This is a genomic window from Agarilytica rhodophyticola (assembly GCF_002157225.2).
Classification (GTDB): domain Bacteria; phylum Pseudomonadota; class Gammaproteobacteria; order Pseudomonadales; family Cellvibrionaceae; genus Agarilytica; species Agarilytica rhodophyticola.
This window is the reverse complement of record NZ_CP020038.1, coordinates 3,739,012-3,753,118: the sequence shown is the minus strand read 5'-3', so window position 1 is coordinate 3,753,118 and position 14,107 is coordinate 3,739,012. Positions and strand designations below refer to the sequence as shown.

Annotated in this window: 11 protein-coding genes; 5 read left to right on the top strand and 6 right to left on the bottom strand. The window is 41.4% G+C overall.

What is annotated here, in order from left to right; all coding sequences use genetic code 11:
• Positions 1-8: 8 nt before the first annotated feature.
• The 3 genes from napA to BVC89_RS15605 are packed head-to-tail and all read right to left on the bottom strand — an operon-like array spanning position 9 to position 2,962.
• Positions 9-2,504 carry a periplasmic nitrate reductase subunit alpha gene (napA, locus tag BVC89_RS15615; protein WP_086932089.1) on the bottom strand — a complete coding sequence of 832 codons (2,496 nt, stop codon included), beginning with the start codon at positions 2,502-2,504 and terminating at the stop codon, positions 9-11.
• A complete protein-coding gene (locus BVC89_RS15610) occupies positions 2,501-2,773 on the bottom strand; it encodes a chaperone NapD (protein WP_086932088.1) in 273 nt (90 codons plus the stop codon). Before BVC89_RS15610 ends, napA begins: the two co-directional genes overlap by 4 nt.
• Positions 2,774-2,806: 33 nt before the next feature.
• On the bottom strand, positions 2,807-2,962 hold the full coding sequence (locus tag BVC89_RS15605) for a periplasmic nitrate reductase, NapE protein (RefSeq protein ID WP_086932087.1): 156 nt from the start codon (positions 2,960-2,962) through the stop codon (positions 2,807-2,809).
• 147 nt (positions 2,963-3,109) lie between these two features.
• On the opposite strand from BVC89_RS15605, the gene BVC89_RS15600 reads away from it, so the two are divergent.
• The 4 genes from BVC89_RS15600 (at position 3,110) to BVC89_RS15585 (ending at position 6,178) form a co-directional block, all read left to right on the top strand.
• Positions 3,110-3,436, top strand: a complete 327-nt coding sequence (locus BVC89_RS15600; RefSeq protein ID WP_086932086.1) for a hypothetical protein — start codon at positions 3,110-3,112, stop codon at positions 3,434-3,436.
• 70 nt (positions 3,437-3,506) lie between these two features.
• Positions 3,507-4,256 carry a class I SAM-dependent methyltransferase gene (locus BVC89_RS15595; protein ID WP_086932085.1) on the top strand — a complete coding sequence of 250 codons (750 nt, stop codon included), beginning with the start codon at positions 3,507-3,509 and terminating at the stop codon, positions 4,254-4,256.
• A 585-nt stretch (positions 4,257-4,841) separates the two neighbouring features.
• The gene (locus BVC89_RS15590) at positions 4,842-5,510 is read left to right on the top strand and encodes a hypothetical protein (protein ID WP_086932084.1); all 669 of its coding nucleotides are present in this window, start codon (positions 4,842-4,844) and stop codon (positions 5,508-5,510) included.
• 41 nt (positions 5,511-5,551) lie between these two features.
• Entirely contained in the window at positions 5,552-6,178 is a 627-nt protein-coding gene (locus tag BVC89_RS15585) for a LysE family translocator (RefSeq protein WP_086932083.1), read from the top strand.
• 49 nt (positions 6,179-6,227) lie between these two features.
• On the opposite strand, the gene BVC89_RS15580 is transcribed toward BVC89_RS15585, so the two are convergent.
• Positions 6,228-8,180, bottom strand: a complete 1,953-nt coding sequence (locus tag BVC89_RS15580; protein WP_086932082.1) for a RecQ family ATP-dependent DNA helicase — start codon at positions 8,178-8,180, stop codon at positions 6,228-6,230.
• Positions 8,181-8,461: 281 nt separating this feature from the next.
• Positions 8,462-9,868, bottom strand: coding sequence for a cytochrome P450 (locus BVC89_RS15575; RefSeq protein ID WP_086932081.1), 1,407 nt, complete (start codon positions 9,866-9,868; stop codon positions 8,462-8,464).
• A 739-nt stretch (positions 9,869-10,607) separates the two neighbouring features.
• On the opposite strand from BVC89_RS15575, the gene BVC89_RS15570 reads away from it, so the two are divergent.
• Entirely contained in the window at positions 10,608-12,236 is a 1,629-nt protein-coding gene (locus BVC89_RS15570) for a hypothetical protein (protein WP_086932080.1), read from the top strand.
• Positions 12,237-12,337: 101 nt separating this feature from the next.
• Here BVC89_RS15570 and BVC89_RS15565 read toward each other — a convergent pair whose 3' ends face one another.
• Positions 12,338-14,080: a carbohydrate-binding module family 20 domain-containing protein gene (locus BVC89_RS15565; RefSeq protein WP_086932079.1), complete on the bottom strand. Its 1,743-nt coding sequence runs from the start codon at positions 14,078-14,080 to the stop codon at positions 12,338-12,340.
• Positions 14,081-14,107: the final 27 nt, after the last annotated feature.

Sequence of the window (14,107 nt, the reverse complement as noted above, 5' to 3'; positions counted from 1 at the left end):
TGTTTTCCTCACACTTTTTCAATATTAACAGCGCATTTTTTAAAGTCTGTCTGCTTTGATATCGGGTCTGTAGCATCCAATGTAACTCTGTTAATTAATTGTCGTGCGTCAAACCAGGGAACAAACACAAGCCCTCGGGGAGGCTGATTGCGCCCACGAGTTTCCACTCGAGTAATGATTTCTCCGCGCTTTGATCTAATTTTTACTTTATCTCCACGCCGAAGCTTTTTATCCCTCGCATCCTGCGGATGAATGAAACACAGAGCATCAGGGAAAGCTTTGTAAAGCTCGGGCACTCTTTGTGTCATAGAGCCTGAATGCCAGTGTTCAAGTACGCGACCTGTAGTCAACCAAAACGGAAATTCACTGTTCGGTACTTCTGCAGGCGGCTCGTAGGGAAGGGCAAATATAGTGGCACGGCCATCAGGTTTACCATAAAATTGGAAGCCTTTGCCTTTTTCTACATAGGGATCACTGCCTTCACGAAAACGCCAAAGGGTTTCTTTACCGTTGACAACGGGCCAGCGTAGGCCGCGTGTTTTATGATACGTCTCAAATTCGGCAAGATCATGACCATGGCCTCGACCAAAACGTGCATATTCTTCGAATAAGCCTTTTTGCACGTAGAAACCAAAATCTTTAGATTCACTGTTATTGTATTTTGGATCTATTTCGTTGGCATCAAATTTATTCACTTGGCCATTAGCAAATAAGATATCGAAGAGCGTAAGATTCTTATACTCAGGTTTCTTACTGATTAATTTTTCAGGCCAGACTTCACTGACTTTAAAATATTTAGCAAACTCCATGGTTTGCCAAACGTCAGACTTTGATTCTCCAGGAGCATCAACTAATTGATGCCAAAACTGTGTACGCCGTTCGGCATTACCGTAGGCTCCTTCTTTTTCAACCCACATGGCAGTGGGTAAAATAAGGTCAGCTGCTTGTGCTGTAACCGTGGGGTAGGCATCTGAAACTACAATAAAATTATCGGGATTACGATAACCGGGAAGACCTTCATGGTTAATATTTGCCGCCGCCTGAAGGTTGTTATTACATTGAATCCAATAGGCGTTGATTTTGCTGTCTTTTAAATTACGATTATGCAAAACCGCATGTGCCCCGGGCTTTTCATTAATAGTACCTTGAGGTAGTTGCCATATGGCTTCCGCCAGTGCGCGGTGTTTAGGATTTTTTACTACCATATCAGCGGGAAGCCTATGGGAGAAGGTGCCTACTTCTCTTGCGGTGCCACATGCTGATGGCTGCCCCGTTAAGCTAAAGGGACTATTACCGGGTTGTGATATTTTACCGGTCAGCAGATGGATGTTATAAAGTAAATTATTCATCCATACACCACGAGTGTGCTGATTGACCCCCATTGTCCACAACGACATAACTTTAATATTCGGATCTGCATAGAGCTTGGCCAGCTTTATCAGTTTTGCTTCGCTGACACCGCTTATCTTACTGGCTTTTGTAACATCATACTCGCTGACAAACTTTGCATAGCTATCGAAGTCTATAGCTTTGGAACCGCCTGCTTTATTGGCATTGGCTGCGCTTTTTTGTAAAGGGTCTTGCGGCCGTAAACCATAACCAATATCCGTATTTCCCATTCTAAAATTAGTGTGTTTGTTAACAAACTCGTGATTAACTCCATTGTTCTGAATAATGTAGTTGGCGATAAAATTGGCAATGGCTAAATCTGATTGAGGTGTAAAAATTATCGGTAAATCCGCCAGCTCAAAACTTCTATGTCGATAAGTAGACAGCACGCTTACTTGTGTTTCGGGGGCACTTAACCTTCTATCGGTGATGCGCGTCCATAGGATTGGGTGCATTTCTGCCATATTTGAACCCCAAAGCACGAAAGCATTGGCGTGCTCAAAATCATCGTAGCAGCCCATGGGTTCATCGATACCGAAGGTACGCATAAATCCACCCACAGCACTGGCCATGCAGTGGCGTGCATTGGGATCGATATTATTGGAACGAAAGCCTGCCTTTATAAGCTTCACTGCTGCATAGCCTTCCCATACCGTCCACTGACCAGAGCCAAACATACCTATTGCCTCCGGCCCTTTTTCTTGTAAGGCCTTTTTGAATTTATCAGACATCACGCGAAAAGCGGTATCCCAACTTACGGGTGTAAATTCCCCATCTTTAGCATACTGACCATCTTTCATTCTAAGCAATGGCTTGTGTAGACGATCCTCGCCATACATTATTTTTGACAAAAAATAACCTTTAACACAATTTAAACCGCGATTAACTGGCGATTTGATGTCGCCGTGTGTTGCCACTACATGACCATCTTTAGTGGCGACATTGACGCTGCAGCCGGTACCGCAAAAACGGCAGGGTGCTTTTGACCATGTAAGCTTGGTGTCGTCGATGGCGGTAATTAAGTTAGTAGCAGAAGAGGGTAAACTAATGCCAGCGACAGACGCCGCAACTGCGGCTGCTTGTTGTTTAATATATTGTCTGCGCGTGATACTCATATAATGCTCTCTTCTAATCGTTGTGAATGTTCAGCATGGTGATAAATTAAGGTCACTGACATAACTCCCTGCCAAAATTTAATTTGCTCTATACAGGGGTTGACAGAGTTAAGTGAACAGGCTTCCATAACAATAACAATTTTGCCGCTATCACTGTCTAAGCACGCTATTTCTATAGTATTTATTCTTGTCAGCGAAGAACACACGGCCTGTAGATGGGGTGGGTTGGTACTAATAATAAAACTGCTAATATGTGTTTCGTCTAACATGATATTTTTCCTATAATTTAGCAGCAATATTTTTTACGCCCCGGGTGGACCAAAAAATATTTGTAACAACCAAATAATAAAACCATAACCACCGACTAAAGCGATGGAAACCAGAGGGAAAAAAATAATAAAAATAAATAAAAGCAAACGCCTTTCATGTCTTTTTGTATTTATGTCTGTATTAGACATAACAGCCTCTCAACGGTTTTTTATACTTAATATATGTAATACATATATTGGGAAAAGTAATTTAACCAACGATGTATCAGTAAATTCATGGTAGCTATGTCAGCTACGCTGATACGCTATGAATAAAGCTTTCGAAATATATTATTTATGATTTATAGTAAGTTGCAGGTAATTCCAATACAACTATGTGAGACTGTAACCGTAAGCATTGTTGACTTAGCTCAATATTTACCTGTTAACGCTGACCCTGGAATGAAAAAGCTTGGCTATATTGCTTCATATGTTAATCGTGGGGCGAAAAAACTATGTGAGAGAGCTTTGGATCAAAGACGTGTGTTATCAATAGGTGTCGTTAGAGCGTTATCTGTTAATGACTACACAGTGACATTATACTGTCATCTTATCTTGGAAAGATTTGGCGCTTTTTTCAACAATTGGATTGCAAAAATAAATAGCAGGATTGATATGTGTTAACAACCTCTAGACCGGGCTATAATCCTCGCGCAGACTATATCCATACATACACCTAGATTCGAGGTAATTTATGAAACATTTGATCGTCGCATTGTTCCTATTCGCCAGCAGTTTTGCTATGGCTGATGATTTCTCTGTGGTTAGAGAGAAATTACAAAAAGCTATGAGTGCTGATATCCGAGGGGAGGACGAAAAAGCACGAGATAGAAACAGAAACCCGATCGAAACGCTTAAGTTCTTTGGCCTAAAAGATAATATGAAAGTGGTCGAACTAATTCCCGGAGGAGGTTGGTATACAAAGTTACTTGCCCCTGTTTTAGCCGACAAAGGTGAGCTTGTTGTTGCTATTGGTGCGACACGTGTAAAAGAAAACCTGTTGGACAAGCCAGGTTTTGATAAAGTTAAAGTAAGTGGTGAAAAGTCCACCTTTAATCGTCCCGAAGGTGCGCGTTTTTATGACCTGACCATAGGTGGCATGGATGTGAAGCGGGCGGATATGGTATTGACCTTCCGTAACTACCATAACTTCAGTGCGCAAGGCCGTAAAGCAATGAATGAGGCGGCTTATAAAGCACTCAAAAAAGGGGGAATATATGGTGTTGTGGATCATACGGCTCGTCATATGGAACCCGAAAATGCTGAAAATAGACGTAGAATCGACCCTGTTTTAGCGATTAAAGAGATTCTTGAAGCTGGTTTTGAATTTGTCGATTATGCCGACATGCATTATCGCCCAGATGATGAGCTTCGCTATGAAGTAGGCAGAGCTACTGTTAAGGGCAATACGGATCGATTCACTCTTATGTTTAGAAAAAAATAATAGGTGCGACTTTAGCGATATTGGGAGATAAAGGGTTCACATATATAGCGCCCTCTATCTCCACAATTAGTGATATTACCAATGTATCACTTAGCGACTTGCCACAATGCCACTTTATTACCTTCTGGATCGCTAAACCAGCCAAAAGTGCCAAAGCCATAGCTAGGAGCTCTTGATGTTATTGCGCGAGTTTTTCAGGGTTTTTGGATTTTAAAAAATACCTTCTATTCTTAGTACTTTCGCCACGCGTATGCTTTGGTTAACAGCCCAATGTATGTATATGGTCAGAGGTAGTTTAACCTCTTAATAGCCACTACTCATTAGTAGTCGTGTTCAAGCAGATACGCTACAGCCCACATCTATCTTATCCACTAAGCCATTGAGAAGAATAAATCTAATGACGTCTTGTTCATTGATAAATATACTATTAGATGACATATGATTTGCTGACTAATAGGCGCTATTCGCCAGGCGTATGTTATGAGGCTGAAGTCATAAGGTTTTTACGTTACGAGGTTTAAGTTACGAGGCTCAGGTTATGAGACTTTTTCTAATAACATTTCAAAATAAAAAGGAAGTCCTATCATGTCGAATCATCAGGATCATAAAGATGCACTTGCCGTCTCTTATTTAACCCTTCGCAGAACTGTTGGAATTTTGGGTATCAGCTTTCCCTTTATCCTAGTATTGGGGAATGTGTTTATCTTTGATCAGGGTTTTCAAAATTCTCTCAGTGCTTTCTACCACACAGGAATGGGAGACGTATTCGTAGGAGTCTTGTTCGCCATTGGTTTTTTTCTGTTTTCCTACAAGGGCTATACCCGTGTGGATGATGTGACCGGAGATCTGGCTTGTATTTTTGCCATCGGCGTTGCGGTTTTCCCTACCAATGCCGACTGTGAGTTATTAGTCAACGCCTGTTTTCCCCGTATTATCAGTGATATCCATGTGGGGTTTTCTGTGCTATTTTTCGCTACGCTAGCGTATTTTTGCCTGTATCTATTTACTAAGAGTGCGCCCAATAAACCCGCCACGGCACAAAAGCTAGCGCGTAATAAAATTTACACCACTTGTGGTTGTGTGATGATAGTGTGCATGTTGCTAATGGGCATACACCTGACTGTAGTGCGAGTGCATGATGAGCAGTTTTTGGCAACATACAAACCCACTTTTTGGCTGGAAACCATTGCGATTGCCGCTTTTGGTATTTCTTGGTTGGTCAAAGGCAAGACTTTTCTTAAAGATAAAAATTAACTAAAAACACCTGTGAATCGGGCAAAAATCGGACAGTGCACATGAGTATAGATGTATATCTACTTTTTCTTTTAACTACAGTTATCATCGTTTTTTCGCCGGGACCTGCTGCCATAACCGTGGCTTCCCAAGGTGCAGCCAACGGATTTAAACCCTCCTTACTGGGGGTTTTAGGCGTGGCAAATGCCAATGTGATCTACTTTGTCTTGTCGGCAACTGGTATCGCATCACTCATTATCGCATCAAATATGTTGTTTTCAATGATAAAGTGGGTTGGTGTGCTGTATCTTGTTTACCTGGGTGTTAGCGTTATCTTTAGCAACAGTAAAGGGATAACCGTTAAGCAGCAGGGCAAACCATCTAAGTTATCTGTCTTATTTCGTCAGGGGCTTATTGTCGAGCTGGCTAATCCGAAAGCCTTGCTTTATTTTTCATCTTTACTACCACAGTTTATCAATTTGGAAGAATCTCTATATATTCAGTTGTTAATTATGGGAGTGTCATGTTTCTTAGTGGATTTAATTGCCTACGGGCTCTATGGTTATTTCGGTCATAAAATTGCTAAGGGAAGTGTTAAATCCTGGATGGTAAATACCCTGAATAAATTGGCTGGTGGTTTTCTCATTTTTGCAGGAATTCGCATGGCCGCGGTATCGGCGCAACCGTAATAATAAGCCGCCTTAGCAGAAGACGCATGCTAAATGCCATTATTACGTTTTATAAGGCGCTATCCAGAAAATCAATAACATCTTGATAGCGCATAGTTTCTGCGATAGCAAAACCGGTAACATTTTTCTTTGCTTTGGTGCTAGTGAATACTGGAACATTAATACCGACCAGGTAACGCGCGATTAAATCATTTGAACAGTGTGTAACATTGGCTTTTAATAAATACTCTTTTAACGTTGTGGCAATACTATAAAGTTGATTTTTTGGGATAACATTATCATTGCCAGGTGCCAATAATATAGCGACATTTCCCTGGCATACTGAGCAATGGCCGCAATGTTTTGGTGCATTGAGGTCATCGAAATAACGTGCTAAATCATAACTTAAGCAGCGAGTGCTTTGCAGAAATTTTAATAACTTGTTAATACGATTAATTTCACTCTGCTCATGTTGTTTAAATTGCTGATAAAGAGTTTCTGCAAGTTGAGGTTGATGAAGTAACGAGGTGTCCACTGAAAATACTTCTGTTGTGCCGGAAGATTTTAGCTCCAGCCATTGCTTATCGCGCATGTATTCTAAAGCGGTGATCGCACGTTTGCGTTCTCCGCCATAAGAATTAAAGAGCCTGTCAAAATCAACCGTACCCCACATTTTTTTAAACACGATAGCATCTAACAAAGCGCTAACAAATTGCTTGCGCTCAGCGTCAAAGTAATTGATGATGGTTTTTTGATCCATCAGTAACTTCACACTATATTCGGCTGAATAACTGTATTTGGGGGTAATGACGCCGACCATTTCCAGCTTAACGAGTAATGTTTTTAAGGTTAGCTGACGAATATTACTCTGATAGGAGAGGGAATAGAGTTGGGTTTCCCAATAACCTTCTTTCACCGCTTTAATTGCATCAATGACAAATTGAATACTCCACAATTCTGGCGTATCACCATAAACAAAATTCTCAAGAGTATTTAACGTTGCGAGGTTACCTAGCACGTAGCAATGTGATGTCTCACCATCTCGTCCTGCACGACCAATTTCTTGACTGTAATTTTCAATCGATTTGGGCAAGTCATAATGAATGACGAAGCGAATGTCAGATTTATCAACCCCCATGCCGAATGCAATCGTAGCGACAACTACAGGTGTAGCGCCAGACATAAACTCATCCTGTACTTGTTTGCGCGCATCATTGTTCATGCCTGCATGGTATGCTTTAGCATTTAATCCGGCATTTGTTAAATACTTGGCGATGCTCTCAGCTGTTTGCTGCAAGGTCACATAGACAATGCCACAGCCAGCACCCTGACGCTCAATGAGATTCACAAGCAACTGAGGCTTATCACTTTCGCTTACAGGTAGCACATTAAGATGTAAGTTGTCTCGATAAAAACCCGTTTGTATAACGGCATCTTGTGTAATTGAAAACTTCGCCATCATATCCATCTTAACTTGCTGGGTTGCGGTGGCGGTTAACAACAATACTTGTGGAATAGTTAAATCGTTTTGATACCTCGGTAATTTCAAATAGTCGGGGCGAAAATTGTGTCCCCACTCAGAAATACAATGGGCTTCATCAATCACGAGTAATGAGATTTTTGTGTTTTCAATAAGTAAGCGAAAGCGTTCGTTTTTAAAACGCTCAACCGACACCATTAATATCTTAAGTGTATTATTGCGGATATCGTTGACAACTTTATTGTATTCATCGTAATCGAGGCTTGAGTCTAAACTGGCAGCCTTAATACTATGTTTATGTAAAAAAGCTAATTGATCTTTCATCAAGGCCAATAGGGGGGACACAACTAGCGTAAGATGTGGAAGCTGCGTTGCAGTTAGCTGGTAACAGAGCGATTTTCCCGAGCCTGTCGGAAAGATAGCCAACGATGACTGACCTGCAAGAAGTTTTTCAATAACAGGCTTTTGTCCCTCGCGGAAATCATCAAAGCCAAAATTTTCTTTAAGTAAGTGATCTAAGTTATTTATGCTCGCTGCTGACATCTCAGGTTCCCGTGTTTTTCAAGGTAGAGTCTAGAGTATTCGACAGTATTGATAAATGAAATTCTCTTCGTAGCCATAAAAAACAAGGACATGACTGCTATATAGTAGATCTTGGGCTTCTTGCTCGTGGGGCAAGATACTAAAATGAACTGAACGTGGTATTTATTTTCTTACTTTTCTTTATTATATGTATTCTCTTTAGCGCCTGTGGTCTCATAAAATTACGTTAATGTGCAGGCTATTACTACAATAATAGCCTGAAAATATTTATTATTTTCTCATCATGCTAGCGTAGGTATTTCCTTTTCAGTTTCTTGCTTGCATATGTTTCTAGCGGTAGCTCTGACAAAGAGGTTTTGTGGCTTAACCGTCATAGAAAAACTGTCTCTGGTTGAGCCAACATGAGTTTCTTTGGTGAATTTAAAGCGGTAGAGAAGTTCTATAAGTGCTATTTTCATTTCAATCAATGCCAGCTGACGTCCCGGGCATAGACGAGCACCACCGCCAAATGGATGCATATCCTTGGCAATAGTTTTGAGCTTTTCTTCATCGATATTGAGCCATCGGTCAGGATTAAACTTTTGGGGCTCTTCAAATAATTCAGGGCTCATACCCTTATCACTCAGTAAGACGAAGAAGGTTGTGCCTTTGGGTATTTTATAACCACATATGGTTTCGTCATTGTTATTTTCAATCTGGGCAAATGGTGTTACAGGTCTTATTCGCATTGCTTCCTGGGCAGCGGCGAACGTCAGTGGAAAGTCATCCAAGTCGTCCCATTTTAACTGGCCGTCTTTTGGATAACGCTGGCGAATTTCATGAAATATTCGCTCTTGAATATCGGGGAAATCTGTTAAATAATCTATTGCCCAAGCAATAGTGTTGGCTGTTGTATCTTCACCCGCCAACAAAAGCGTCATCATATTGCCAAAAATTTCATGCTCTGATTCGGGATCGGCCATTAGCATAGAATCCAAAATATTGGAGGCTTGGTGATTATTCTCAATTCTTTGTTTAGCCGCTGCAATAAACTTAGCAACGTAGTCACGGATAAGAACCAAGGCCTCATCAATTTTTTTGTCTTTTGATAATTTAAAATATTCCCAATATGGGAAAGGAGATCTCAACCTACTACTAATTCCTGGAAAAATGAGAGAGAGTTTATGTTGTAGTTCTGAAACGGGTTTTTCCAAAGTGTTTAAATCATAGCCAAAAGATAGTTTTGTCGTAACATCCACTGTGTAGCGTTCAATAAGTTGCTGAAAATTAAAAGACTTTTGTTGTGAAGGAACAACGGAACAAAGACGCTGGGTTACCAAATAAATTGATGGATAAAATAACTTTATTTGGGATGGTCTAAAAGCGGGATTAAGAAAATTTCGATATTTTTTCCAGTCTTCGCCTTCTGCCGAAAAAACACCATGAACGCCTAAATCCTCAAAGACTGATTCAATACGGGAAACTCGGCGAAATAGCCCAGGACGGTTTTTCAAAATATAGCGCACGGCCTCTGGTTCAGATAACACCACAACAGATTTACCATAAAAACTTATTTTAAATATATCGCCAAGCGCATTTTTCAATTCGTACAAGTAGTTATGAATTTGATCCGGTTCAAAGGCACCAACACTTCCTTTAAACCAGTGTTCACTAGGCGTTGCAAGATCTTTCATTGTAAGATGAGACATATCGGCACCTAAATTTAGCTATTTTACTGTTAGAGTAGATGTATTCTCTATTGTTATCCTGCCCTAGGGCCTGTTCACTCTAATGGAATCGTACCTGCTGATAAGCATTTTTTCGACTAGCTAGCAACACAAACGCCGTTTAGTTATTCTCGGCAATTGCTCCTGCATTGCTCTAATTACCTGTATCCATACAGGCATAAATAAGTGCGTGTTAACGACGCTAGGCGGAAAAATGCTACCAGCCCTTGGCAGTTGCTCCTGCACTGCCCTAATACACCACATCCATGTGGCTATTCGGGTTTGCACTCAACGGCGCCACTCTGCGTTACTCATCGCTCATTTAGAGCGACTAAACTACACTCTTCGCGCCTCGCTTAAAGTGCCTACTGTTGGTGATTAGCGCCTTTGAGTGCAAACAGGAGCGGTTAAATTAGTGTGAACAGGCCCTAGTATAAACACTGAACAGTGTTTTTGTACCATTATTGATATCGTTAAACAGCTTTAAAGATATTTTTTGCGCCATACCTGCTATTTTAAACCTCTCTGGCACCTAAAGCGCTGTGTTCTTTTCATGAGTGTAAAAAGTTAAACGAAAAGGGAATTAATCAACAAGGTGGTTCAATACGATAAGTTACATTAATTTATTAATTATATTAAAAAAATGAACTAATGAATAAAACTGTTCACAATAATCAATAATATAAAATATATCATAGCTCGCGAGGGGATAACTGTATATATGGTATCTAGTGCTTCATCTCAAAATATTATAGCCCGATTAAATTCTATTAGCGCTTTGTCGACACAAGGCTCGTCTGATGAGAATTCTTCATATCAAAAAACAACACCAGAAAAACCGGTATTTTTAAGACACAACCAAACTACATCCAAGACTATTCCAAGTCTCTTACAAGGAAAAACTGAATTAGCATCACCTTTTGTTGGTACTAATGATTTAGTAGGTTTACAAAGCTTGCCAATAAAGAACGGAGCAATTTCCTATGGCGATGCAATTGCTAAACAGTTAAAACCTACAGAACAACTATTATCTGCAGAGCAGTGTCGAACTCAACTCCAAAATTTAGGTGCAGGTTGCAGTGAACCTGGAAGGTTTGGTACTTTTGTTGCCGATTTGCGACAATTTTCGGGTAATAAACTTGGCCTTGCTCTTCAAGCTGCAAGTGCTTGTGAGGGAGAGAAGTGTAATATCTTATTGGCATCTCATGCCCAGGCACCAGATAGTTATCGTAAATATAGTAGTGCAAATGATGTTAGCTTTGATCCAAGACCCGGTAAATTACCTGAAAATTTTAACACACACTCTAAAGATGGAACCATGTATGTTCCTAATAATTCAAAGGCACCCGCTTTATTTGAATCACCTGACGGTTTATATAAAAATGCTGCAAACTTATTAATCAAAGTTAGAGTTGATAATGTTTCCAGTGAATTTAAGCGTTTATTAGAAAATGAGCCTTTGTTAACTCGCCATGCCTACGATACCTTTGTTAAGTCTGGTCAGCCCATAGATGGTAATGAATCGGTCGAACTTGTTTTAGCCGGTATAAGTGGCAAACATGGAGACACTAATGAAGCTTATTGTGATACTGTTTCTCGACCAGGAGGAACAGCTGATCCAAGAACAGACGGCTCGCCAGAGGGGTTTGAAGAAATCGCCCGCAGAGAAACGAAAGAGGAGTTGGGTGAAGCCGCTGCGGAGCTATTAAATAGAAAAGCAACGTGGACACACACCGCGAAAAACTCTACTCATAACGTTGAGCTTGGTAGTGGCGTTAGTGTTCGTGGTGTGAGAGATAATTTAAGCGCGAGTATTGTTAATATTGAGGAGCCATTAAGCAGCCCTCGAGACATGTTGTCGCTACTGCGCGGCCCGTCGAAAAGTGATGGAGAGTTCAAGGAGCCTGTCTTTATGAGGCCTCATTCTCCTTCGGAAAAACGTGGTGAGTGGGCCGGACGTTTTCCAGTCGCTGAAGATAAAAAGTGGGCTGTTGAGGGATTCAGCTATCAAACAACCGCTGCACCTTACAGTGCTTCAATTGGTCAGCATACGGCAAAGGCAATGCAATCCCTAGCTAGCGCTGATCCGAATAGTAGACATGTGGATGTCAGCGATCAATTTGAACAATACTGTGCTGACAATAAAGTCGATAACAATGTAAAAGGCGATTTGAAACGCCCTTATTTTGAAGCTTTTCATCGAGCTGCGGTATCACTATATGACCGAAGTGGCGACGATAACGAACGTATGCAGTATAGAGACCTTATCCAATCGGCGGGCACAGAATATCGGGAAAAAGTTAACAAGTGGGGAAATTTATGGGTGCCACCTGCTGTGACTCAAGCTTAGATGGTTAGTGGGTAAATCTAGGCAATATATGAAGGTGTTGATGAAGAAAGGCTGGATGAACCAGCCTTTTTTTGCAAAACTAATCGTTAGCCAATTCCTACCTAGAAACTGGCTTCTGGAAATGCATTGTTACTGGTGTTAAAGAAGTTGTTTGAACCACCTTGCCACTGTACGCCATTGCTGGGGTTGTTTTCGTCACGTTTCACACACTTCCATTCCACGTCTGTATTGGCAGGTAAATTAATTACGCTGCTCCAGGTGGGGTAGTTTTCCGGGTCTAACTTTCTTGCATTCGCGAGGTTCCAATTACCCAATTGAGAATTGTTACCCACCACATAAACGCTTTGTCCAAAATATGTTGTTCCTTGATTACAGGTAAATTGTACGTCCACATCAGTTTGCGAACCACCACCGCCTCCTGGGTTACCGCCGCCTGTGCCACCACCAGGGTTGCCGCTGCAATCAGGGCAGGGGACACCAACTTTTGCGCCCACATGGATAGCAGATGCGTTTCTGAAACTCACGTTAAAAGATGCATTTCCACTGCCATCTACCGTCACTGTCGGTCCATTACATGTGCCGTTCTGATAGTTAAAATCTGCGTGGACTATGTCGCAATAAGTACCTGCTGGCATACCGGTTTGTAAAGTATTATTTAAGTTGAAACCTTCCATATTGACCACAACAAAACCTAAACCACCGCGGCCCCAAGCCATTTGGTGGTTGCCATTATCCCAATAATTGGTAACGCGAAACTCTGAAGCGGTATTATTTCGAAAGGCCACCATATTGGCGATCGCACGATTTCTATGCTCACACAGCCAACCGCTGCTGCAGCTACTGGCACCTTGTCCTGGAGGGCCTTGGTCATGATCGTTCCAGTCATAACTTGACATAATTTTAGGGTAACCATAAGGCCAGCCAAGCATAAACACATGTGCAACATTGTTCGCATTATTGCCGTCTTTATGAGTGATGGTATTGTTGGTGTTTTGCCGTTGATTATCATGATTTGCCACAAATACGATGGCGTCGTCGGAGTTTAACCAGCCGCCCCAGCTGCCAATATTGCTTATCTCTCTAAGAGGTGAGCGCAATTTGAAATAATGGCCCATGGTATTTGTAAAATTAAACTCGGTAACATCTCCTACAAAAGTGTACTGTCCTGGTTGTACAGGTTCACCGCCGGCGCCAATGACTTCTTGGAAGATATAAGGGTTGCCGTTTAAACGGTTTTTAATCGCATTAATATCATTGGCAGGCATATGCTTGGCTGCATCTATACGGAATCCAGCCACACCCATACCAATAAGGTCATTCATATAATCGGCAATCCTTGATTGCACATAGCCAGACTCTGTTTTTAGATCATTGAGTCCCACTAGATCACAGTTTTGAATTGACCATTCGTTGCTGTAGTCAATGTCGTCTGTGCAGGTATGAAAATCATTGGGGTCGTAAGGAACTTCTGGAAACCGTCGATCGAAAGCGGCCATATGGTTGATTACCGCATCTACATAAATGTCGACACCAACCGCCTTACAGCGACGAACCATGTCAGCAAATTGTGCTCGACTACCTGAGCGGCCTTCAACAGCATAGCTAACAGGCTGGTAGCGGGTCCACCATTGACTACCGTTAATAGATTTTTGTGGAGGTGAAACTTGCACGGCTGCAAATCCCTTCGGGCCTAAAAAGTTTTCACACTCGGCAGCAATATCATTCCACTGCCATTCAAATAAATGAACAAATGCCGTCCTCGGCACTGCGTGAGCAAGATGAGCTAGTTGACTAAAGAGAAGAAGAAATACTGCGCGTAACGCTATATTTAATGAACGTTTCATTATTACTATCCTCGGGTGAATTTATTT

Coding starts and splice junctions, on each gene's coding strand:
- napA (WP_086932089.1), bottom strand. CDS start 2,504: ATGAGTATCACGCGCAGACAATATATTAAACAACAAGCAGCCGCAGTT.
- BVC89_RS15610 (WP_086932088.1), bottom strand. CDS start 2,773: ATGTTAGACGAAACACATATTAGCAGTTTTATTATTAGTACCAACCCA.
- BVC89_RS15605 (WP_086932087.1), bottom strand. CDS start 2,962: ATGTCTAATACAGACATAAATACAAAAAGACATGAAAGGCGTTTGCTT.
- BVC89_RS15600 (WP_086932086.1), top strand. CDS start 3,110: ATGATTTATAGTAAGTTGCAGGTAATTCCAATACAACTATGTGAGACT.
- BVC89_RS15595 (WP_086932085.1), top strand. CDS start 3,507: ATGAAACATTTGATCGTCGCATTGTTCCTATTCGCCAGCAGTTTTGCT.
- BVC89_RS15590 (WP_086932084.1), top strand. CDS start 4,842: ATGTCGAATCATCAGGATCATAAAGATGCACTTGCCGTCTCTTATTTA.
- BVC89_RS15585 (WP_086932083.1), top strand. CDS start 5,552: ATGAGTATAGATGTATATCTACTTTTTCTTTTAACTACAGTTATCATC.
- BVC89_RS15580 (WP_086932082.1), bottom strand. CDS start 8,180: ATGTCAGCAGCGAGCATAAATAACTTAGATCACTTACTTAAAGAAAAT.
- BVC89_RS15575 (WP_086932081.1), bottom strand. CDS start 9,868: ATGTCTCATCTTACAATGAAAGATCTTGCAACGCCTAGTGAACACTGG.
- BVC89_RS15570 (WP_086932080.1), top strand. CDS start 10,608: ATGGTATCTAGTGCTTCATCTCAAAATATTATAGCCCGATTAAATTCT.
- BVC89_RS15565 (WP_086932079.1), bottom strand. CDS start 14,080: ATGAAACGTTCATTAAATATAGCGTTACGCGCAGTATTTCTTCTTCTC.